This window comes from Kitasatospora sp. Ki12, assembly GCF_054601375.1.
Genome location: NZ_BAAIHT010000002.1, coordinates 1,177,896 through 1,199,077 on the forward strand (window position 1 = coordinate 1,177,896; position 21,182 = coordinate 1,199,077).

20 protein-coding genes are annotated in these 21,182 nt (G+C 74.3%); 13 read left to right on the forward strand and 7 right to left on the reverse strand.

Features of this window, described 5'->3' with window-relative positions; all coding sequences use genetic code 11:
- The first annotated feature begins 36 nt into the window (after positions 1 to 36).
- The 4 genes from ACYP53_RS22815 (at position 37) to ACYP53_RS22830 (ending at position 4,960) form a co-directional block, all read left to right on the forward strand.
- A complete protein-coding gene (locus ACYP53_RS22815; RefSeq protein WP_229928768.1) occupies positions 37 to 1,362 on the forward strand; it encodes a M1 family metallopeptidase in 1,326 nt (441 codons plus the stop codon).
- A gap of 146 nt (positions 1,363 to 1,508) precedes the next feature.
- Positions 1,509 to 2,888: a serine hydrolase domain-containing protein gene (locus ACYP53_RS22820; RefSeq protein WP_459648760.1), complete on the forward strand. Its 1,380-nt coding sequence runs from the start codon at positions 1,509 to 1,511 to the stop codon at positions 2,886 to 2,888.
- 396 nt (positions 2,889 to 3,284) lie between these two features.
- A complete protein-coding gene (locus ACYP53_RS22825; RefSeq protein WP_459648761.1) occupies positions 3,285 to 4,148 on the forward strand; it encodes a GNAT family N-acetyltransferase in 864 nt (287 codons plus the stop codon).
- The gene (locus ACYP53_RS22830) at positions 4,145 to 4,960 is read left to right on the forward strand and encodes a lysophospholipid acyltransferase family protein (RefSeq protein WP_229928769.1); all 816 of its coding nucleotides are present in this window, start codon (positions 4,145 to 4,147) and stop codon (positions 4,958 to 4,960) included. The genes ACYP53_RS22825 and ACYP53_RS22830 overlap by 4 nt, the downstream gene beginning before the upstream one ends.
- Before the next feature lie 105 nt (positions 4,961 to 5,065).
- On the opposite strand, the gene ACYP53_RS22835 is transcribed toward ACYP53_RS22830, so the two are convergent.
- Positions 5,066 to 6,649, reverse strand: a complete 1,584-nt coding sequence (locus tag ACYP53_RS22835) for an MFS transporter (protein WP_459648762.1) — start codon at positions 6,647 to 6,649, stop codon at positions 5,066 to 5,068.
- Between the two features lie 212 nt (positions 6,650 to 6,861).
- Here ACYP53_RS22835 and ACYP53_RS22840 point away from each other — a divergent pair, with 212 nt between their 5' ends.
- The 4 genes from ACYP53_RS22840 (at position 6,862) to ACYP53_RS22855 (ending at position 11,321) form a co-directional block, all read left to right on the forward strand.
- Entirely contained in the window at positions 6,862 to 7,509 is a 648-nt protein-coding gene (locus ACYP53_RS22840; RefSeq protein ID WP_189918739.1) for a TetR/AcrR family transcriptional regulator, read from the forward strand.
- A gap of 64 nt (positions 7,510 to 7,573) precedes the next feature.
- Entirely contained in the window at positions 7,574 to 8,536 is a 963-nt protein-coding gene (pip, locus tag ACYP53_RS22845; RefSeq protein WP_459648763.1) for a prolyl aminopeptidase, read from the forward strand.
- Positions 8,537 to 8,585: 49 nt separating this feature from the next.
- Positions 8,586 to 9,584, forward strand: coding sequence for a YdcF family protein (locus tag ACYP53_RS22850; protein ID WP_189918742.1), 999 nt, complete (start codon positions 8,586 to 8,588; stop codon positions 9,582 to 9,584).
- Positions 9,585 to 9,755: 171 nt separating this feature from the next.
- Complete coding sequence (locus ACYP53_RS22855) at positions 9,756 to 11,321, forward strand: extracellular catalytic domain type 1 short-chain-length polyhydroxyalkanoate depolymerase (RefSeq protein ID WP_189918744.1); 1,566 nt, start codon at positions 9,756 to 9,758, stop codon at positions 11,319 to 11,321.
- 74 nt (positions 11,322 to 11,395) lie between these two features.
- Here the strand turns inward: ACYP53_RS22855 and mca are convergent, their stop codons facing one another.
- Both mca and ACYP53_RS22865 read right to left on the reverse strand, forming a co-directional pair.
- On the reverse strand, positions 11,396 to 12,349 hold the full coding sequence (gene mca, locus ACYP53_RS22860) for a mycothiol conjugate amidase Mca (protein WP_189918746.1): 954 nt from the start codon (positions 12,347 to 12,349) through the stop codon (positions 11,396 to 11,398).
- Positions 12,350 to 12,442: 93 nt separating this feature from the next.
- A complete protein-coding gene (locus tag ACYP53_RS22865; RefSeq protein WP_459648764.1) occupies positions 12,443 to 13,903 on the reverse strand; it encodes an MDR family MFS transporter in 1,461 nt (486 codons plus the stop codon).
- A 176-nt stretch (positions 13,904 to 14,079) separates the two neighbouring features.
- On the opposite strand from ACYP53_RS22865, the gene ACYP53_RS22870 reads away from it, so the two are divergent.
- Together ACYP53_RS22870 and ACYP53_RS22875 are read left to right on the forward strand one after the other, a co-directional pair.
- A complete protein-coding gene (locus ACYP53_RS22870) occupies positions 14,080 to 14,727 on the forward strand; it encodes a TetR/AcrR family transcriptional regulator (RefSeq protein WP_459648765.1) in 648 nt (215 codons plus the stop codon).
- Between the two features lie 85 nt (positions 14,728 to 14,812).
- Positions 14,813 to 15,493: a DUF6445 family protein gene (locus tag ACYP53_RS22875; RefSeq protein ID WP_189918752.1), complete on the forward strand. Its 681-nt coding sequence runs from the start codon at positions 14,813 to 14,815 to the stop codon at positions 15,491 to 15,493.
- A 280-nt stretch (positions 15,494 to 15,773) separates the two neighbouring features.
- Here ACYP53_RS22875 and ACYP53_RS22880 read toward each other — a convergent pair whose 3' ends face one another.
- Complete coding sequence (locus ACYP53_RS22880) at positions 15,774 to 15,932, reverse strand: hypothetical protein (protein WP_459648766.1); 159 nt, start codon at positions 15,930 to 15,932, stop codon at positions 15,774 to 15,776.
- A gap of 65 nt (positions 15,933 to 15,997) precedes the next feature.
- Here ACYP53_RS22880 and murQ point away from each other — a divergent pair, with 65 nt between their 5' ends.
- Complete coding sequence (gene murQ / locus ACYP53_RS22885) at positions 15,998 to 17,026, forward strand: N-acetylmuramic acid 6-phosphate etherase (RefSeq protein WP_459648767.1); 1,029 nt, start codon at positions 15,998 to 16,000, stop codon at positions 17,024 to 17,026.
- Positions 17,027 to 17,057: 31 nt separating this feature from the next.
- Here murQ and ACYP53_RS22890 read toward each other — a convergent pair whose 3' ends face one another.
- Both ACYP53_RS22890 and ACYP53_RS22895 read right to left on the reverse strand, forming a co-directional pair.
- Positions 17,058 to 17,555, reverse strand: coding sequence for a hypothetical protein (locus ACYP53_RS22890; RefSeq protein ID WP_459648768.1), 498 nt, complete (start codon positions 17,553 to 17,555; stop codon positions 17,058 to 17,060).
- Positions 17,556 to 17,938: 383 nt separating this feature from the next.
- A complete protein-coding gene (locus ACYP53_RS22895) occupies positions 17,939 to 18,535 on the reverse strand; it encodes a TetR/AcrR family transcriptional regulator (RefSeq protein ID WP_189918758.1) in 597 nt (198 codons plus the stop codon).
- A 70-nt stretch (positions 18,536 to 18,605) separates the two neighbouring features.
- Between ACYP53_RS22895 and ACYP53_RS22900 the strand changes: the two genes are divergently transcribed.
- Together ACYP53_RS22900 and ACYP53_RS22905 are read left to right on the forward strand one after the other, a co-directional pair.
- A complete protein-coding gene (locus tag ACYP53_RS22900) occupies positions 18,606 to 19,499 on the forward strand; it encodes an NADP-dependent oxidoreductase (protein ID WP_459648769.1) in 894 nt (297 codons plus the stop codon).
- 147 nt (positions 19,500 to 19,646) lie between these two features.
- Positions 19,647 to 20,078 carry a ribonuclease domain-containing protein gene (locus tag ACYP53_RS22905; RefSeq protein ID WP_459648770.1) on the forward strand — a complete coding sequence of 144 codons (432 nt, stop codon included), beginning with the start codon at positions 19,647 to 19,649 and terminating at the stop codon, positions 20,076 to 20,078.
- A gap of 87 nt (positions 20,079 to 20,165) precedes the next feature.
- Here ACYP53_RS22905 and ACYP53_RS22910 read toward each other — a convergent pair whose 3' ends face one another.
- A complete protein-coding gene (locus ACYP53_RS22910) occupies positions 20,166 to 21,179 on the reverse strand; it encodes a HEAT repeat domain-containing protein (RefSeq protein ID WP_459648771.1) in 1,014 nt (337 codons plus the stop codon).
- Positions 21,180 to 21,182: the final 3 nt, after the last annotated feature.

The following is a 21,182-nucleotide window of genomic DNA, read 5'->3' on the forward strand; positions in this document are numbered from 1 at the left end:
ACCCCCCGTCCCGGCCCTCAGGAAGCGCACGTCCCCGTGAAGTCCAAGCACGTCCCGGCGGCCGCCGGCGCCCCTGACCCGTACTTCCCGAACAGCGGTGACCACCGCTACCGGGTGCACCGCTACGAGCTGACCCTGGACTACCGGCCCGGGCCCAACCGGCTGGCCGGCTCGGCCCGGCTGAGCGCGGTGGCCGACGCGGTGCTGGCGGAGTTCGCCCTGGACCTGGCCGAGTTCCGGATCGGCCGGGTGCTGGTCGACGGCCGGGCCGCCCGCTACACCCACCGCGCCGGCAAGCTGCGCATCCGCCCGGCCAAGCCGCTCGCGGCGGGCGCGGCGTTCACCGTCGAGGTGCACTACACCGGCAACCCGCGCCCGGTGCAGAGCCCGTGGGGCGGCCTGGGCTGGGAGGAGCTGACCGAGGGCGCGCTGGTGGCCAGCCAGCCGATCGGCGCGCCGTCCTGGTTCCCCTGCAACGACCGGCCCGCCGACAAGGCGACCTACCAGATCGCGGTCACCACACCGTCGCCGTTCACCGTGGTGGCGAGCGGCCGGCTGCTCACCCGCACCACCCGGGCGTCCAGCACCACCTGGGTGTACGAGCAGAGCGCACCGACCCCGACGTACCTGGTGACGGTGTCGATCGGCCACTACCGGGCGGTGCCGCTGGCCGCCAGGCCGGCCGTGCCGCAGACCGGGTACGTGCCGGAGCGGCTGGCCACCGGGTTCGCCCGGGACTTCGCCCGGCAGCCGGAGATGACGGCGTACTTCGGCGAGGTCTTCGGGCCGTACCCGTTCGGCGAGTACGCGGTCGTCCTCGCGGACGAGGAGCTGGACGTCCCGGTGGAGGCGCAGGGCGTCGCCACCTTCGGCACCAACCACCTCGGCGGCGGCTGGGAGCGCGAACGGCTGATCGCGCACGAGCTGGCCCACCAGTGGTTCGGCAACAGCGTCACGATCGCCGACTGGCGGCACATCTGGCTCAACGAGGGCTTCGCCAAGTACGCGGAGTGGCTCTGGTCCGAGCACGCCGGCGGCCCGGCCGCCGCCACCCACGCCCATGCCGCACACACGCTGCTGTCCGGGCAGCCGCAGGACCTCGTCCTCGGCGACCCCGGCCGCAAGCTGATGTTCGACGACCGGCTGTACCAGCGCGGCGGGCTCGTCGTGCACGCGCTGCGGCGGGCGCTCGGCGACGACGCGTTCTTCGCGATGCTGCGGGACTGGGCGAGCCTCAACCGGTACGGCGTGGTCGACACCGCGGACCTGCGCGCACACGCCTCCCGGTACACCCCCACCCCGCTCGGCCCGCTCTTCGAGGCCTGGCTGGAGCGGCCGGAGCTGCCGCCGCTGCCGGGCTGACGGCCCGTCACCCCGGCGCCCCGTCGAGCTGTCGAGCTGTCGACCCGGGCGGACCGTCGGCCGGTCGGCCCGCGCGTCGTTCCGCTCGGGTCCGGCCCCCGGCTGGGCTACTGTCCGTGCACATGTCGATGAGTTCAGAAGTCCATATGACCGACCTGCCCGACGAGCTGCTGCCCACCACCCGCCGCGCCCTGCTGCACCGGCTCGCCGTCGCCCAGTCCGAGGGCCGCACGCCCTCGATGGTCGCCGGCGTGCTGCGGGGCGGGCGGCCGGTGTGGAGCGGCGCCCGCGGCCTGGTGGACGGGCACGCGCCGACTCCGGACGTCCAGTACCGGATCGGCTCGCTCACCAAGACCTTCGTCGCCGTGCTGGTGCTGCGGCTGCGCGACGAGGGACTGCTCGACCTCGCCGACCCGCTCTCCCGCAACCTGCCCGGCACCCCCGCCGACGAGGCGACCGTCACCCAGCTGCTCTCGCACTCCGCCGGGCTCGCCGCCGAGACCCCCGCCCCGTGGTGGGAGCGGACCGAGGGCTCGCTGCGGCCCCGCCTCGACGACATCCTGGAGGCCGAACGCCCGCTCAAGCACCCGGCCGGACGCCTCCACCACTACTCCAACCCCGGCTACGCGCTGCTCGGCGCCCTGGTGGAGAAGGTGCGCGGCGAGCCGTGGGGCGAGGTGCTGCGCCGCGAGGTGCTCGCACCGCTCGGCATGGGCCGCACCACGCTGCTCCCCGAGCCCCCGCACGCCGGGGGCTTCGCCGTCCACCCGTGGGCCGACGTCCTGCGGACCGAGCCGCTCACCGACACCGGGCTGATGGGCCCGGCAGGTCAACTCTGGTCCACCGGCGCCGACCTGGCCCGCTGGGCGGCCTTCCTCTGCGCCGGCGACGACAAGGTGCTGTCCGCCGGTACCCTCGCCGAGATGCGCCGCCCCGCGGTCGCCCCGGACGACGCGGGGTGGACCACCGCGTACGGGCTCGGCCTGCAACTGCGCCGCCACGAGGGCCGGTTGCTGTACGGGCACACCGGCTCGATGCCCGGCTTCACGGCCGGACTGTGGGTCAGCGAGACCGACGGCCTGGCCGCGTTCGGTCTGGCCAACGCCACCAGCGGCGGCAGCACCGCGCAGCTGGCCGCCGAGCTGATCGCGCTCACCGCCGAACACGAGCCCCGGCTGCCCGAGCCCTGGCACCCGCTGCCCGAGGTGGACGAGGAACTGCTGGCGCTCACCGGTCCCTGGTACTGGGGCGCCTCCCCGACCGTCCTGCGGCTGCGGCCGGGCCGGGTGCTGGAGCTCACGACACTCGCCGGCGGCGGCCGCGGCTCACGTTTCCGGCCCGAGCCGGACGGCACCTGGACCGGCCTGGAGAACTACTACGCGGGCGAGACCCTGCGGGTGGTCCGGCGCGCCGACGGCTCGGTCAGCCACCTGGACATCGGCTCCTTCGTCCACACCCGCGAACCGTACGGACCGGACGACGCCGTCCCGGGCGGCGTCGACCCGGAGGGCTGGCGGGGTCGGTGACCCGGGTGGCCGCCGTCCGGGCTCGCCGTACGGGCTCGGTGAGCCGGGTGGGGCTGGCCCGGTGAGCCGGGTGGAGCGGGGCCGGTGAGCCGGGTGGAGCGGGCCTGACGGCAGGGGCGCGTGGGTCCGACGGCTGGGGCGTGCGGTGCAGCCGCACGCCCCTGTTGTCCACCCCCTGCGGACGAGTTCCCGGTGCCGCGCAGGTGACGGGCAGGCCACGGGGGGTCCCATTCAACAGGTGCACATCTGCGCTCCGCCGTGCCGCAACGTGGATGCCAACCGATTCGGAGAGACATACCGAGACCGGTTCGCGTCCATGCCCAACCACCTGCGGACCGGGACGGTGCCCTGGCTGATCCTTGGCACCGCCGATCGTGCTGCCCTGGAGGGTCCGACATGACCACCGTCCCCACGTACGCTCCGTCCGCGGTCGCCCCCACCCACGACTCCCCGGCGCTCCCCGCCCCCCGCCGCCGGCCGGTCCCGGCCGCCGTCCCCGCCGCCCCCGTGCCGGCCGCCGCCCCGTACACCGTCTCCCTCGCCCGCGACGAGGACGACGTGCGCGCCGCCCAGCGGCTGCGCCACCAGGTGTTCGGGGCCGAGCTCGGCGCCGTCCTGCACAGCCCGGTCGCGGGCCTGGACGTCGACCCGTTCGACGAGTTCTGCGACCACCTCCTGGTCCGCGAGGGCGAGCACGGCACCGTCATCGGCACCTACCGGCTGCTGCGGCCCGAGGCGGCCCGGCGGGCCGGGCGGCTTTACTCCGAAGGCGAGTTCGACCTGTCCGCGCTGGCGCCGGTCCGCCCGGGCCTGGTCGAGCTCGGCCGCTCCTGCATCCACCCGGATCACCGGGGCAACGGCGCCGTCATCAACCTGATGTGGGGCGGCATCGCCCGCTACCTCGCCGACACCGGCAACACCTGGGTCGGCGGCTGCTGCTCGATCGGCCTGGAGGACGGCGGTGCCACCGCGGCCCGGGTCTGGGACAGCGTCAGCACCAAGCACCTGGCCCCCGCGGAGTACCGGGTCACCCCGCACCGCCGCTGGGACGCCACCGGCGTGCCGCGGGCCGAGCGGGGCGCGCTGCCGGCCCTGCTCCGCGGCTACCTGCGGCTCGGCGCCTGGGTCTGCGGCGAGCCCGCGTACGACCCGGACTTCGACTGCGCCGACCTGTACGTGCTGCTCTCGCTGGAGCGCACCGACCCGCGCTACCTGCGGCACTTCCTCGCCGGCCTGCCCGGTCTGGGCACCGCGTCGTGAGCGTCTGGCTGCCCACGGCGACCTGCCGGCCCGAGACCTGCCTGGCCGACCCGGCGCCGGAGGTCTCCCACCCCCGGCGGGCGCTGCGGCTGACGGCCTTCCTGGTGGCGGTCCTGGCCGGTCTCCTGCTCAGCCTGCCGGTCCGGCTGCTCCCGTACGACGGCCGGGACCGGCTGGCCCGGCTCTGGGCGCGCGTCCTGCTGCGCACCCTCGGGGTGACCGTCCACCTCACCGGGCCGGGCGGCGGCCCGGGCGGCGGCGGGGTGCTGGTGGTGGCCAACCACGTGTCCTGGCTGGACATCCCGCTGCTCGCGGCCGGCCGGCCGGGCCGCTCACTGGCCAAGACCGAGGTCCGGCGGTGGCCGGTGCTCGGTCCGCTGATCGCCTGGGGCGGCACCGTCTTCCTCGACCGCGACCGGCTGCGCACACTGCCCGACACCGTGGCGGCGGTGGCCGAGGAGCTGCGCTCCGGACACCCGGTGATCGTCTTCCCGGAGGGCTCGACCTGGTGCGGCCGGGAGAGCGGGCGGTTCCGGCCGGCCCTGTTCCAGGCCGCGGTGGAGGCGGGCGCCTTCGTCCAGCCGGTGACGATCCGCTACCGGCTGGCGGACGGACGGCCGACCAGCGTCCCCGCCTTCGTCGGGGACGACGGGCTGCTCACCTCGCTCGCCCGGGTCGTCGCGGCGCGCGGGCTGGTCGCCGACGTGACCTTCCTGCCGCCGATCCCACCGCCAACCCCGCAGCCCACCCGGGCGGGGGCCCGGCGCGAACTGGCCCGGGCGGCGCAGGCGGCGGTCGAGGGGATCCGCTGACCGGCCGCCCCCACGGCGGCCGGTCGGGCGGGCGGATGACCGGTCGGGCGGGCAGGTGGTAGGCCGGTCGGGCAGGCAGACAGGCGGGCCGCCGGGCGGGCGGGCTCAGTGGGCTTCCACCGGCTCCGCCGGGTTCGGCTGCCGTGGGCCGTCGGCACCGGCCCGGGCGACCGGTCGGGCCCGGCCGAGCAGAACGGCGACCAGGACGGCGGTGACGGCGAGCGCGGCCGCGCCACAGAGCACGGCGAGGTGGATGCCGTCGACGAACGCGCCGTCCACCGCGTCCCGGAGCGGGCCGGGCAGTACCTCTGCCGCCGGTCCGCCACCGCCTCCGCCACCGCCGTGCAGGGCGCCGGCGGGCGCGTCCGCGATCCGGCCGGCGGCGTCCGGCGGGACGCCGAGCCGGTGCAGGGCTGCCGTCAGGGAGTCGGACCACCGGTCGGTCAGGACGGCGCCCAGCACGGCGATCCCGAGCACCCCGCCGAGCTCGCGCAGCGTGTTGACGGTCGCCGAGGCCATCCCGGTCTGCGCCGGGGGCACCCGTGTCATCACCACGATCGACACCGGGGTGAAGGTCAGCCCCATCCCGAGGCCCATCGCGAACAGCGTCCACAGGTACTCGGGGTAGCGGGCCTGGTCCCCGTACAGCGCCAGCCCGCCGAGTCCCACCGCGCACAGCCCGAGGCCGAGCACCAGCGGCGGCCGCGGGCCGAACCGTGCGGTCAGCCGGCCGGACAGCGGCGCGGCGACCACCAGCATCGCCGTCATCGGCAGCCCGGCGTAGCCGGCGCCGGCCGGGGACCAGCCGAGGACGCCCTGCATCAGCAGTGGCAGGAAGAACAGCGCGCCGAACATCCCGAAGCTGACCACGAAGCCGCTGAGCAGCGCGCCGCCCAACGCCCCGTCGCGGAACAGCCTCAGCTCCAGCATCGGCTCGACGAGGCGCAGTTCGAGCACCAGGAAGGCGAGCAGCAGGACCACGGCTGCGGCGCCGCAGCCGAGCACCCGGGTGTCGGTCCAGCCCCGGGACGGGCCCTCGATCAGCGCGTAGACCAGCAGCGCCAGACCGGCCGCGGACAGGGCGAGGCCACCGAGGTCGATCCGACGGGGGCGCGGCGGGATGTCCGGCAGGACCCGGACGGCGAGCAGCAGCCCGGCGGCGCCGATCGGCACGTTGATCCAGAACACGCTGGCCCAGCCGAGGTGTTCGACCATCGGGCCGCCGACCACCGGGCCGACCGAGAGGCCGAGTGCGGAGACCCCGGACCAGGTGGCGATCGCCCTCGCCCGCTCGCGTTCGTCGGTGAAGACGTGTCGCAGCAGGGTCAGGCTGCCGGGGGTGAGCAGCGCGGCCCCCACGCCCTGCAGCATCCGGGCGCCGACCAGGACGCCGATCGTCCCGGCGAGAGCCGCGACGGCGGAGCCCGCCGTGAACAGGGCCAGCCCGAGGCGGAACACCCGGGTGCGGCCGTGGCGGTCGCCGAGCGCGCCGCCGGTCAGCACGAGGGCGGCGTAGACCAGGCTGTAGCCCTCGGCCACCCACTGCAGGCCGCTGATCCCGGCGTCCAGGTCCTGCCCGATGCGGGGCAGCGCGTTGTTGACGATGACGTTGTCCAGCATGGACATGAACATGGTGACGCAGAGCGTCAGCAGTGCGAGCCGTTGGCGGCGGGTACTCGACCCGTCCATGGATTCCCTCCCGAGCATGGCTGCCTAACACTGTTAGGGGTTGGTTCGGCAGCCACAGAGTGCCCCTAACGGTGTTAGATTGCAAGCGGGAATTCCACGACAGCGAGGAAGGCGTCAGCACCGCCATGCCGGAGAACGACACGACCGCACCGGGGGCCGACGCCACACCGGGGAGCAGCGCCACGCCAGGGGCCGGTGCCGCGACACCCGCCGTGACCAGGGAAGCTCTCGCCCAGGCGGCCCTGCGGGTCCTGGAACGGGAGGGACTCGCCGGGCTGTCGATGCGCAAGGTCGCCGCCGAGGTCGGCGTCAAGGCGGCCTCGCTCTACTGGCACGTGCGCAACAAGCAGGAACTGCTCGACCTGCTCAACGACGCCATCATGGGCTCCGCCGAACCCCCGCCGCGCGAGGGCGGCTGGCGCGAGCAGTTCCACGCGTACTGCTGGCGCTACCGCCGACTGCTGCTCGACAACCGCGACGCGGCCAAGGTCGTCGCCGGTCGCCTCGCCCCCGGCCCGAACCTGCTCGGACTGATGGAGGACCAGCTGGACCGGCTCCGCGCGGCCGGCCTCTCCGACGCCGACGCCGCCATGGCCAGCTACCTGCTGGGCGCCTTCGTCCAGGGCTTCGTGCTGCAGGAACAGTCGCCGATCTCGGCCGCCGAAGTCCTCGGCGGCAGCCGCCGCGAGATCGCCGTCGCCGCCGGCGACCTCTTCCGGGCCCTGCCCGCCGAGGACTTCCCCAATCTCGTCGACCTCGCCGACGACCTCACCGCGCCGGACATGGACGCCCGCTTCGAGTTCTGCGTCCAGCGGATCCTGGACGGCCTCGCGGCCCTGCTCCCGCCGGACCGCCGCTGATCCGGCCCCCACACGCGGGGTAGGCTCCCCGAGTCCTGTCCGTACGACCACGGAGGAGCCACCGATGACCGAGCCGCACCCCCTCTACGAGCCGTACGCACAGGGCCTGTTGGACGTCGGCGACGGACAGCTGATGTACTGGAACGCCTCCGGCGACCCGGCGGGCACCCCGGCCGTGGTGGTGCACGGCGGGCCCGGCTCCGGCCACAGCCCGGGCTCCCGGCGGTACTTCGACCCGGAGCGGTACCACGTCGTCCAGTTCGACCAGCGCGGCTGCGGGCAGAGCCGCCCGCACGCCGCCGAGGCCACCACCGGGCTGGAGCACAACACCACCGGGCACCTGATCGCCGACATGGAACGGCTGCGCGAACACCTCGGCATCGACAAGTGGCTGTTGTACGGCGGCTCGTGGGGCTCCACCCTGATCCTCGCCTACGCCCAGGCCCACCCGGAGCGGGTCTCCGCGATCGTCCTCTGCGGCGTCACCATGACCCGCCCCGAGGAGACCGACTGGCTCTACCGGGGCGTCGGCCGCTTCCTGCCCGGCCCCTGGGAGGAGTTCCGGGACTTCCTGCCGCCCGCCGACCGGGACGGCGACCTGGTCGCCGCCTACAGCCGGCTGCTCAACAGCCCGGACGAGACCGTCCGGCGGGCCGCCGCCAACGCCTGGGCCACCTGGGAGGACGCGGTCATCTCGCACGAGTCGCTGGGCAAGCCGAACGCGTACACCGACCGCCCCTCCGACGCCCTGATGGCCTTCACCCGGATCACCGCGCACTACTTCTCGCGGCACGCCTTCCTGGAGGACGGCCAACTGCTGCGCGACGCCGGGCGGCTGGCCGGGATCCCGGGCGAACTGATCCACGGCCGGCTGGACCTCGGCGGCCCGCTCTACACCGCCTGGCAGCTGACCGAGGCCTGGCCGGACGCCCGGCTGACCGTCATCGACGAGTCCGGGCACACCGGCAGCCCCCGGATGCGGGACGCCGTCCTCGCCGCGATCGAGCGCTTCGCCGGCCGGCGCTGACCGCCTCGCGCAAGGGGACCGTTCCCACGAACCGCCTACGATACGACGCATGATCGTCTATGCCCCAGCCGCCCTGTTCTTCCTGTTGTTCGGGATCGGGGTACTACGCGACCGCCGGCAGTTCAGCAACGCCGTCCTCCTCGGCATCGCCGTCTCGCTCCTCTCCATCGCCCTGCTCGCCGAACTGCGCAAGGCACCGACCCTGGTGGTGGAGCTCGTGGCGGCGGCGATCATCCTGCTCCCGGCCGTCGGCACGGTCGCGCTGGTCTGGTTCCTGATCTCCAACGGCCTGACCATGATCCGCAAGGAGGGCCGGCGACCCGCCAACCTGCTGTCGCTGCTCGCCGGGCTGGGCATCGTCGCCGTCATCGCGCTGCTGGGCGCAGCCCTCGTCACCGGCTCCCGGCAGCTGGCCGTCCTGGCCGGCACCGCCGTCCTGGTGGTCCTCTACGTCTCCTTCCTGTTCGTCTGCTTCGTCGGCTACGCCTTCCTGTACAGCCGCCACCGGCCGCGCCGGAACGTGGACTTCGTGGTCGTGCTCGGCTCCGGGCTGATCGGCGGAGAGCGCGTCCCGCCGCTGCTGGCCAGCCGGCTGAACCGGGGCCGGGAGGCGTACGAGAAGCAGGCGGGACGCGGCAACCCGCCGGTCCTGATCACCTCGGGCGGCCAGGGACCGGACGAGAAGCTGCCGGAGTCCCACGCGATGGCCGACTACCTGATCGAGCGCGGCTTCCCCGCCGAGCACGTCGAACGGGAGGACCGCTCGCGCACCACCGAGGAGAACCTGCTCTTCAGCAAGGCCATCATGGAGCAGGCCAAGCCCGACTACCGCTGCGTCGTGGTCACCAACAACTTCCACGCCTTCCGGGCGGCGCTGCTCGCCCGCCGGACCGGTGTGAACGGGCACGTCCTCGGCTCGCCCACCGCGAGCTACTACTGGCCGAGCGCGACCATCCGCGAGTTCGCGGCGGTGTTCCTCTCGCACAAGCTGGTCAACTTCGGCATCTGCGGCCTGCTCGCGCTCTGCGGAGTGCTCGCGGCACTCTGACCGGCCCGACGGCACCCGGGCGAGTCCGGCCGGCCGGACCATGGGCCCCGTCCGTCCGCCCCCGTCTGCCGACCCCCGTCCGTCGACCCCCCGTCTGTACAGCCCCGACCGGTCCGACGCGCCATGGCGGTCCGCGCCATGTCCGGGCGGCGGACCTCGGCTGACCGCCACATGGCTTCGGGGCGCGCGGCGCGCCACGCTGCTCGGCACACGCCCCCACTCCTCCCCCACCCAGGAGTCCCCGTGCCTCTGCGCCCAGCCGCCGCCGCGCTGTTGACGGCCGCCGCCCTCGCCGTCGCCGCCGTGCCCGCCCCGGCTACCGCCGACCCGACCTCCACCGCCCCGACCACTGCCGCCCCGACCTCCACCGCCGCCACCGATGCCTCCACCGGGAGCTTCCAGCAGGTCACCGGGTTCGGCCCCAACCCGGGCAACCTCGCGATGTACACCTACACCCCCGCCGGACTGCCCGCCGACGCGCCCCTGGTGGTCGCCCTGCACGGCTGTCTGCAGAGCGCCACCGACTACTACCGCAACTCCGGCTGGACCAAGTTCGCCGACCAGTACGGCTTCGCGGTCGTGTTCCCGCAGACCGGCAGCAGCAACAACAGCCTCTCCTGCTTCAGCTGGTTCGACGCGACCAAGGACTCCCGGGGCGTCGGTGAGGCGGAATCGGTGGCCGAGATGGTCACCAAGGCCAAGGCCCTGTACGGCTCGGACGCCCACCGGGTGTTCGTCACCGGGCTCTCGGCGGGCGGCGGACTGGCCGCCGACCTGCTGGCCGACTACCCCGACGTCTTCGCCGGCGGGGCGATCGACTCCGGTCTGCCCGCGCACTGCGCCACCACCCAGGGCGCCGCCTCCGGCTGCCAGAACAGCGACCAGGGGCTCACCCCGGCCCAGTGGGGCGACAAGGTCCGGGCCGCGTACCCGGGGTACACCGGCCCGTGGCCCCGGGTGGCGATCTGGCAGGGCAGCGCCGACACCGTGGTCAGACCGGTGAACGCGACCGAGCTGCGCGACCAGTGGACGAACGTCCAGGGCATCGGCCGCCAGCCGACCACCACCCGCAGCCTGCCGGGCGGCACCACCCAGGAGCTCTACGCGGACGCGGCCGGGCGCCCGGCCGTCGCGCTGTTCACGGTCGGCGGGATGGGCCACGGACTGGCCGTCCACCCGGGCTCCGGGGCCGACCAGTGCGGGGCGACCGGCGCCTACTTCCTCGACACGATCTGCTCCGGCTACTACACCGCGCAGTTCTGGGGCCTGGACGGCGGCACCGGCCCCACTACCCCCGGCCTGCCCGCCCCGTCCGGGCTGACCGCGACTCCGGCCGGAGCCGGCTCGGTGACGCTCGGCTGGCAAGCCGTCAGCGGCGCCGCCTCGTACCGGGTGTACCGCGACGGCACCCAGGTCGGCAGCACCACGGACCCGTCGTTCACCGACACCGGCCTCGCCGCCGGGACGACGTACGGCTACGGTGTGGCGGCCGTCGACACCACCGGTGCGGTGGGCGCCCGATCGGCGACGGTCACGGCGACCACCCCCGGTGGCGCTCCCCAGTGCTTCACCGCGACCAACTACGACCAGGTCGTGGCCGGCCGGGCCACCCAGAGCGGCGGCCTGACCTACGCGCTCGGCTCGGGCCAGAACATGGGGCTCTGGAACACCTTCGTCACCCACACCCTGAAGCGGACCGGCCCGGGCTACTACGTGCTCGCCGACGGCCAGTGCTGAGCGGGCGGCAGCGGGCACGGCGGTCGGTACCCCGGCCGGCGCCGCAGCCCGCACCACCTCCTCCGGCCTGAGGCTCACCCCGCCCCCACCTCCGCTCCCACGCCTGCTCCCACGCCTGCTCCTGCTCCTGCTCCCGCTCCCGCACGGAGCCCGACGAACAGGTCGTCCTCGACCTCGCCCGCGCCGCCCGCCCCACCGGCCGCGGGCACCAGGCTCCGGGCCAGGTGGTAGTCCTCGGTGGGCCAGACCTCGCGCTCGATGTCCCGGGGGTGGGCCATGAAGGCGACGCCCGGGGCGACCTGGGTGGCGTGCGCCAGCATCGCCGCGTCCCGTACGGCGAACTTCTCGGCGCACGCGATCCGGGTGGTGGTCGCCAGGGCGGGCGGGGTGTCGGGCCACCCGGCGAGCAGCTCGCCCATGTCGGAGGGGACGCCGCGATCCGTCATGGCGTCGTGCAGGGTCTGGAACCAGGCCCGGGAGAGCGCCAGGTGGTAGTAGAGCTTGGCCGCCTGCCAGGGCTCCCCCGCCTCGGGGTGGCGCCGCGGGTCGGCGGCGGCCTCGAAGGCCTCCACGGTGATCCGGTGGGTCATCACGTGGTCCGGGTGCGGGTACCCGCCGGTCTCGTCGTAGGTGATCACCACGTGCGGGCGGAACTCACGGATCAGCGCGACCAGCGGCGCCGCCGCGGCCTCGACCGGCTGGGCGGCGAAGCAGCCCTCCGGCAGCGGCTCGTCCGGGCCCGGCATCCCGGAGTCGACGAAGCCGAGGAACCGCTGGCGCACACCGAGGATCTCGCGGGCGGCCGCCATCTCCTCCCGCCGGATCCGGGCGATGTCGGCCAGGACCTCGGGGCGGTCCAGCGCCGGGTTGAGCACCGAACCGCGCTCGCCACCGGTGCAGGTGGCGACCAGGACGTCCACGCCCTCCTCGGCGTACCGGGCGAGGGTGGCCGCGCCCTTGCTGGACTCGTCGTCCGGGTGGGCGTGCACAGTGAGCAGGCGCAGGCCGTCGGCGCGCTGGGTGAACATGGGTACCTCCGTGATCGTCGGTCGACGTGCTGGTGGTGGCGGGTTGACGAGTCGTCGTGTGCAGGACCGCCCGGCGGGCGGTCCGCCGGTCCGTCAGGCGGGGTCTTTAGCGGTGTCCTTACGGGTGTTGGGGTAGAGGCAGGCGGGTGCGATCGCCAGTGCGGACAGGGCCAGCACCCACCAGAACGTCTGCCCGAAGGCCGCGCCCGGCTGGTCGGGCCGGCCGTGCTGCGCCTGCTGGAGGGCCAGCGTCAGCACCGCCGTGCCGAGCGCCCCGCCGACCCGGTTCAGGACGTTGACCGCCCCTGCCGCCGCCGGCACCTGGGCCTTCTCGACGCTCCCGTACACCGCCGCCAGGCCGGGGATCGCGATGATCCCCATGCCGGCGCCGCGCAGTGCCAGCGAGCCGGCGATGAGCCAGCCGGCCGGTTCGGAGCCGCTGCCCAGTCGGGTGAACGCGAGCGTGCCGACCAGGGAGCAGACGATGCCGATCAGGACCAGCGGACGCGGCGCGAGGCGATCGGTTATTCGGGCCGCCAGCATCGCGGTGACCGCCGTGCCGAGGGCCTGCGGTGCCAGCAGCAGGCCGGCCTCGACCGCCCCGACGTGCCGGACCTGCTGGTAGTACAGCGGCACCAGGAACATCGAGCTGTAGAGCGCGGCGCCCTGCAGGAAGCTGTTCGCCGTCGCCACGGTGAAGCCGCGTCGGGCGAACAGCCGCAGGTCGATCAGCGGCGCCCGGGTGCCGCCGCGCCCCGTGCGCAGCGCGTGCCCGCCGTAGAGCACCACCAGCACCGTGCCCGCCGCCAGGGCGGCCCAGCCGGCCGGGCCGCCGTCGCCGATCGTCGAGAGCCCGTAGAGCAGCCCGGTCAGGCCCGGTGAGAGCAGCAGCAGGCCGGTCACGTCCAGCCCGGGCCGCGGCGCGTCCGACGCTTCGTCAGCCGGCAGCCAGCGGGCGGCCAGCAGCAGGATCAGCAGCCCGACCGGCACGTTCAGCAGGAACATCCAGCGCCAGTCGAGGTGCTCCAGCACCAGGCCGCCGAGGATCGGCCCCAGGACCGGGGCGAGGCTGATCGGGAGCATCAGGGTGCCCATCACCCGTCCGATCCTGGACGGCCCCGCCGCTTGTATGATGATCGCCTGGCCGAGCGGTTGAATCATCCCCCCGCCGACCCCCTGCAGCACCCGGAAGGCGATCAGACTGCCCGTCGACCAGGCCAGCCCGCACAGCGCCGACCCGAGCACGAACAGGACGACCGAGGCGAGCCACGCCCGCCTGGCCCCGAAGCGGCCCGCGGCCCAGCCCGAGAGCGGCATGGTCAGCGAGATCGCCAGCAGGTACCCCGTGGCCACCCACTGCACCGCCCCGATCGAGCTGTGCAGGTCCCGACCGACGGAGTCGATGCCGACGTTGACGATCGTGGAGTCCAGCAGCGCGAGCACCGGGCCCAGCGCGAGCACCCCGCCCATCTTCCACAGGCCCGGCGGGATCGGCTCCGGCTCCCCCTCCCGGACTCCCCCTCGCCGGCCCTTCGCGGTGACGGATGTCGTCATGCGCCCTCCCCTGGTCGCTCTCGATCGAGCGAGCCGCCCAGACGCCCCCTCGGGCCGCTCCGGCGGTCACTCCGAGCAGCCGTTCCGACCGCCCGAGAAGAACTTAGGACGGACCCACTCATTAGGTCAAGCCTAATTCCTGTACTCGACCCATCGACCTGCGCTAGGCTCCCGCCATGACCGAGACCGGGACCACGCCGAACCTGCGCGAGCTCAACAAGCGCCGCACCCGAGAGGCGATCTCGCACGCCGCGACGCGGCTCTTCATCGCCCAGGGCTTCGACCGGACGACCATCGCCGAGGTCGCCGCCGCCGCGGGCGTCGCCAAGATGACCGTCACCAACCACTTCCCGCGCAAGGAGGACCTCTTCTTCGACCTGCACGAGGAGCTGGTCGGCCGGCTCGCCCGGTCCGTCGCCGGGCGCGCCCCGGGCGAGTCGGCCCTGGCCGCGCTGCGCCGCGACTGCCTGGCCGGGATCGACCGGCACGACCCCCGCCTCGGCTTCTCCGGCCCGGACTTCGCCCGGACGGTCTTCGACAGCCCGGCACTGGTCGCCCGGCTGCGCGAGGTGCACGAGCAGGGCGAGACGGCACTGGCCGAGGCGCTGGCCGAGGCCGTGCACGAGAGACCCGTCGGCTTCGAGAGCCGGGTCGCCGCCGCCCTGCTCGCCGGCGTCGACCGGGCGGTGTTCAGCGAGGTGCTCCGCCGCACCCTCGCCGCCGAGGACCCGGCCACGATCGCCGCCGCGGTACGCCCCTCCGCCGTACGCGCCTACGACCGACTGGAGGGCGCACTGGGCGGCTTCGCCGTACGGGCGGCCTGACCACCCGCCCGAGGCAAGCACCCTTGACGAAAGGTTGACCTGCTCACGGCAGAAAGTTGACGATCACCGCCCCTATGGTCGGCGCATGCCCTCACAGCCCATCAGGCCCACCGCGCTGCCGGTCCTGCCGTACCGCAAGCCCACCCGGGGCCGGGACTACTGGGTCCTCAACGACGTCCTGCCCGACCCTGACGCCGTCCGCGAGCGCTGCCTGGCCCGCGGCGACTGGACCGAGGGCTACCCGTACCGCCCGGAGAGCTGGCCTGGCCTGCGCACCATGCCGGGCCTGGAGCCCGACGAGCTGGCCCGGGTCGAGGGCCTGGTCCGCAAGGCCACCGGCGCCTCCCGGCTCTGGGTGCAGAGCACCCCGGGCGGCGGCACGCTCAACCACAACTGCGTCCAGGTCGTCGGCGACGGCGAATCGGAGTCCCGGCCGCACACCGACTCCCGCGCGCTCTGCCGCTACGCAGCCGTGCTCTACCTCAGCCCGGACGCACCCAAGGACGCCGGCACCAGCTTCTACCGCCAGCAGTTCCCCGGCGGCCGCCTCGGCGGCAACCTGGTGAACGCCCCGCACAACAACCTGGTCGAGGCGCTCGGCACCCGCCGCGTGCCCGGCGACCACTTCGTCGAGGACGTCCGCGTCCCCAACCGCTACAACCAACTGCTGCTCTACCACGCCAATCTGATCCACAGCGCCACCGGCTACTACGGCGACGAGCTGGCCCAGCGCCGGATGACGGCGGTGTTCTTCTGGATGGCCTGACCCCGCGGCGCACCGGCTGACCCCGCCACGCGCCACCTGGCCCCGCCACGCACCACCTGGCCCCACGACCCACTCGCGCACGGGCCGACCGCCCCGCACCGGCCGCGTGTCTCAACCGCGCATCTCGCACCACCCGGCGCGGCCCGCCCCGACGTGCGCCAGCGCCACCCGCGCCAGACCCGCCCGCGTCAGCGCCGCCGCCAACCGGGCCAGTCCTCCGCCGCGACCAGCTCAGTCAGGCTCGCCGGGCTCGCCGGCAAGCCGAGCGCCCCGGCCTCCGTCAGCGCCCGCTCGTGCCGGCGCTGTTCCGCACCGAGCACAGCACCGTCAGGATGAGCAGCCGGTAGAGCGGGGAGGGCTTGTCGCGCTGCGCGATCCCGGCCTCCTCCGCGTAGGTCCGGCCGAACCGGTCGAGCAGCTCGGCCACGGTCGGCGCCATGGCCACCTCCTCCTCCCCCACGCTCGCCCGGATTCGGCCCCCGCGCACCGGGGGACGCTCGCCGCATGGACCACGACCACCCGAACACCGACGGCCCGAGCCACCACCACCCGGGCCGGCGCCAGATCCAGCTCCAGATCCAGAACCAGCACGAGAACCGGAACCAGAACCAGAACCAGAACCAGCCGACCCGACCCGCCGTGCCCCCGACCGAGACGATCCGCCCCGAATGGGCGGCGATCGACGCCCTGCCCACCCCCGAACTGCTCCGCCTGATGAACGCCGAGGACCGCACCGTCCCCACCGCGGTCGCCGGACAGCTGGAGCGGATCGCCGCCGTCGTGGACGCGGTGGCCGCCCGGATGGCCCGCGGCGGCCGGCTGGTCTACGCCGGAGCGGGGACGGCCGGCCGGCTCGGGGTGCTGGACGCCGCCGAGTGCCCGCCCACCTTCGGCACCGATCCGGCCCTCGTCGTGGGCCTGATCGCCGGTGGCCTCCCGGCCGTGACGGCCGCCGCCGAGGGTGCCGAGGACAGCCCCGACCTCGCGGCGGCCGATGTCGCCGCGCTGGCCCTCACCCCCGCCGACACCCTGGTCGGTGTGTCCGCCTCCGGCCGTACCCCGTACGCGGTGGCGGCCGTACGGGCCGCGCGGGCCACCGGCGCGCTGACCGTCGCGCTGGCGTGCAACCGCGGTTCCGCGCTGGCGTCCGCCGCCGAACTGGCCGTCGAGGTGGAGGTGGGCCCCGAGGTGCTCGCCGGCTCGACCCGGCTCAAGGCGGGAACGGCGCAGAAGTTGGTGCTCAACATGCTCTCGACGGCCGCGATGGTCCGCCTCGGCCGGACGTACGGAAATCTGATGGTCGACGTCCGGGCCACCAACGCCAAGCTGCGCGAGCGCGCCCGACGGATCGTCGCCGAGGCCACCGGCGCCGAGGACGCCGCCGTCCGGGCCGCCCTCGCCGCGACCGGCGGCCGGGCGAAGGACGCGATCCTGGTCCTGCTCGCCGACGTGGACGCGCCCACCGCCGCCCGGCTCCTCGACACCGCGGGCGGCCGCCTGCGCGACGCCCTGCGCGCCGGCGGCCACGGCTGAACCCGGCCGGGGACCGACTCCCCGGGCCCGGTCAGTCCTGCTCCGCCCTCGACAGCACGTCGGAGACCAGCGTGGTGGCGAAGTCGTTCCCCTTGCCCGAGATCCGGTTGACGTACTCCGCGAGCAGGACCGCCGTGGCCTCCAGCGGGTTCATCTCCTCCTCCGTCCACGGGCCGTACTGGGCGCGCCACAGTGTGGGGCTCAGTCCGGTGCCCGCGGCGGTGAGCAGCCCGGCCATGGTGGGGACGACCTCCGGACGGAAGGTCCTGGGCATCATCCGCATCGTGGCCACCAGGCTGGGCACCACGTGCTCGACCACGTCCTCCTCGTGCTCCGCGAACGCCTTGCTCAGCCAGTTCATGTACAGGTAGACGAGAGTGCAGACCCCCTCCAGCACCGCCCTGGCCTCGCCCGGACTGAAGGACGCGACGGCCTCCTCGAGCATCCGCTGCTCCTCGGGGTCCGTCCCGGTCTTGCCGTCGTAGACGGCTCTGAGCCGGGAGTCGATCACCAGCAGCGCCGCGCTCACATTGCCGACGGGAGCGTCTCGGGGGTCGCAGGACGGCACAGGACTCCTTCTCAACCGACCGAGCACTCGACCCGACCGGGCACTCGACCCAACCGAGCGCTCGACCAACCGAGTTCTCGACCGACTGGCTTCTCGATCAACCGGCTTCTCACCCGCCCCGGGGCCTTCGCTCGACCGGACGGGTACGACGTTTCCCACCCTAGGCGGCCGACCGGACGCGACCCGGCGATTCCGCCGGGATTAGCCCGGTCGAGTGACGCCTTCGCCCGGAACCCCCGCGCCCCAAGCCCGCGCGACCCGAACCCACGTGCCTTGGGCCCCGCGACCCGAACCCACGCGCGCCCCCGGCCCCGCCCGACCCGGGGTGACACCGTGACGGCCAGTCAGGCCGCGTCGGCGGAGGTCCCGGAGGGGACTACGGCCCAGGCGGCCTCGATCATCCGGAAGATCTCGTCCACCGCGGCCGCCGGATCATCCGCCTCACGGGCCAGCGAGAACGCTCCGATCACGAACCGCGCGATCGTCCGGCAGGCCGTCGCCGACCGCGCCGGGTCGGAATCGGCGGCGACGGCCGTCGCCAGCGCGTCCGCGTGGCGCAGCCTCATCGTCTCCTCGTACTCCCGCAGGGCGGGCGATTCGTCGATCATGCGCCAGATCGGGCCGGCTCCGTCCGCGGTGCAGTGCCGCACCATGGCGTGGATCTCGCGGCGCAGCGCGGGGATGAGCGGCTCGTCGGGCGACCGGTCGGTGACCGCCCGGGTGAGGCGTTGCTCGAAGTCCTGGTCCTGTTCGAACACCAGGGCCTCTTTCGAGGCGAAGTGGGAGAAGACCGTGGTGACGGCGACGTCGGCCTCGGCGGCCACTTCGCGGATGCCCACCGCCTCGTAGCCGCGTTCCAGGAAGAGCCTCAGCGCGGTGTCGGCGATCTTCTGGCGGGTCGCGGCCTTCTTGCGCTCGCGGCGTCCGGAGGGCTCGGTCATGCCGTGATGCTATCAGTCACAAAAACAGAACAGCTTCAAAACACTAACCGTTAGTGTTACGGTCGGCCGCATGAAGAAAGTGAGCTTCGCCGAGTTCGGCGGCCCGGACGTACTGCACCTGGTGGATGCCGAGGAGCCCCACGCGGGCCCCGGCCGGATACGCGTCGCCGTACGGGCGGCCGGCGTGAACCCCGTCGACTGGAGGATCCGTGAAGGCCAGGTCCTGAAGGCCCATCCGATCGAGCTGCCGTCCGGGGTCGGGCTGGACGCCGCCGGGGTGGTGGACGAGGTCGGCGAGGGGGTCGACGGTGTCGAGGTCGGCGACCACGTGTTCGGCGAAGGCTCCAGCACCTACGCCGAGTTCGCGGTGCTCTCCGCCTGGGCCCGGATGCCCGAGGGGCTGACGTTCGAGGAGGCGGCCGGGTACCCCTCCGTGGTGGAGACCGCGCTGCGGCTCGTCCGCGAGGTCGGCGTGCGGTCCGGACAGACGCTGCTGGTCAGCGGCGCTTCCGGCGGAGTCGGATCGGCGGTGCTGCAGATCGCCCGCGACCGCGGCATCACGGTGATCGGTACGGCCGGGGCCGCGAACCAGGACTACCTGCGCGGCCTGGGCGCCCTCGCCACGACGTACGGCGAGGGCTGGGTCACCCGGGTCCGGGAGCTCGGCCGGGTCGACGCGGCCCTCGACCTGGCCGGCTCCGGCGTGATCCGCGAACTCGTCGAACTGACCGGGGACCCGCGGAAGGTGGTCTCCATCGCCGACCTCACCGCGCCCGAGCTCGGCGTCCGCTTCTCCGGCGCGGCCGGGAGCGTACCGGAGGCGCTCGCCGAGGCCGTCGACCTCATCTCGCGGGGAAGGCTCCACATCCCGGTCGAGAAGGCGTACACCCTCGCCGAGGCCGCGGCCGCGCACATCGACAGCCAGGCCGGGCACACCCGCGGGCGCCGGGTCATCGTCGTCTGAGCGCCGGTCGGACGCAACCCCGGGACTTGGCACCCGCTCGGCCCCGCGCCCGCGTCAACCAGACTCTTCCACAGATCAGGTGAGTGTCCGTCACCGACCGGCACGGTCACCCGCTCCCCGCACGCCGGAGGCGGTACTGCTGGCCGCATGACCACACCCCGACGCTTCGTGAAGGCCGCCCTGGCCCTCGCGCTCGCCGTGATTCCCACCGTCGCCGTCCCCGCCACGGTCACCCCCGCGGCCGCCGCGGTCATCCAGCCGCCGCTGCCGGTCGAGGCCCTCCCACCGCAGGTCGAACAGGCCTGCCGGATCTGGGAGCGCCTCGACTGGCCCGTCAGCCCGACCCCCGTCGACTACCGCATCCCCGGCCCGGAGTTCATCCGCGGCAGCAACCCGTACGGCAACCGCAGCAAGGACCTCCCCGCCGGCGGCGACTACCACGAGTACGACGTCAACCCCCGCCCCACGCCCACGACCCACCGCGACGCCGAGCGCCTGGTCCGGGACCGGCACACCGCGCAGGTCTGGTACTCGGCCGACCACTACGCCAACTTTCGGGAAATCTCCGAGGGTTGCTGAACCCCTTCCCCGAACGCCGTGGGCGCCCCCTCGCCGACCCGAGGGGGCGCCCACCGACGTCACCTCACCTCCGAGAACCAGCACCCGCTATCGAGCGCCGCGCAGTCCGAGGACGTACGCCGCGGTGAGCGCCACCGCACGGTCCTCGTCCGAGGACAACTCCTCCAGCGCGCGGGTCGCCGTGCCTCCCGGGATGTCGGCGAGCGCCTGGGTCAGCCGGCGGCGGGCGGGCGGTCCGGCGGCTCCCGCAGCCGCGCCGGCCAGGCGGGCGACGAGCCCGGTGGCGATCCGGTCCGCCGACGCCGGGTCACCCGCCAGTGCGCTCAGCGCGTCGGCCGCGTCGGCGTCGTTCCGCCCCTCGACGATCATGTCGATGAGCGTCGGCACCGCCTCGGCCACGCCGCGGGTGCCGAGCGCCAGGGCCGCGTGGCCCCGGACGACGGGGTCGGGGACGGTGAGGGCGTCCCGCAGCAGTGCCGTCGCCCCGGCGGTCGGGATCTCGGCGATGGAGCGGACGGCCCGCTCGCGCACCTCCGCCGAGGGCGAGCCGAGGCCCTTCGCCAGCAGGGCCGGCGCCTCCTCGCCCGCTTGCGCCAGGGCCCACCGGAGGGCTCCGGCGACATTGGGGTCCGACTCCCCCAGCGCGGCCTCGGCCAGGGCTTCCGCCGGCACGGGGTCACCCTCGGCTGCGGACAGGGCCGCGCGCTGCCGTGCCCCCGCGCTCCCCGACTCCAGGGCCTGCAGGAGCGAGACGGTCCGCAGGACCTCCTCCCACCCGGCGGGTTCCGCGGCGCCGATCCGGCGCAGCCGGGTGAGCAGTTCGGTCTCCGCGGCGATGCGGTCCATCGTCCGGCGGATCAGGTCGTCCACGAGCTCCGACGGCGCGAAGCCGGGATCGTCGAGCGCGCGCCCGACGTCGCTCAGCGACAGCCCGAGTGACCGCAGGCTCTCGATGTGGAAGATCCGCCGGATGTTCTCGCCGGAGTACTCCCGGTAGCCGGAGTCGGTCCGGGTGGACGGCCGCACCAGGCCGAGCGACTCGTAGTGCCTGAGCATCCGGGCGCTGACCCCGGACCGCCGGGCGACATCACCGATCAACACCGC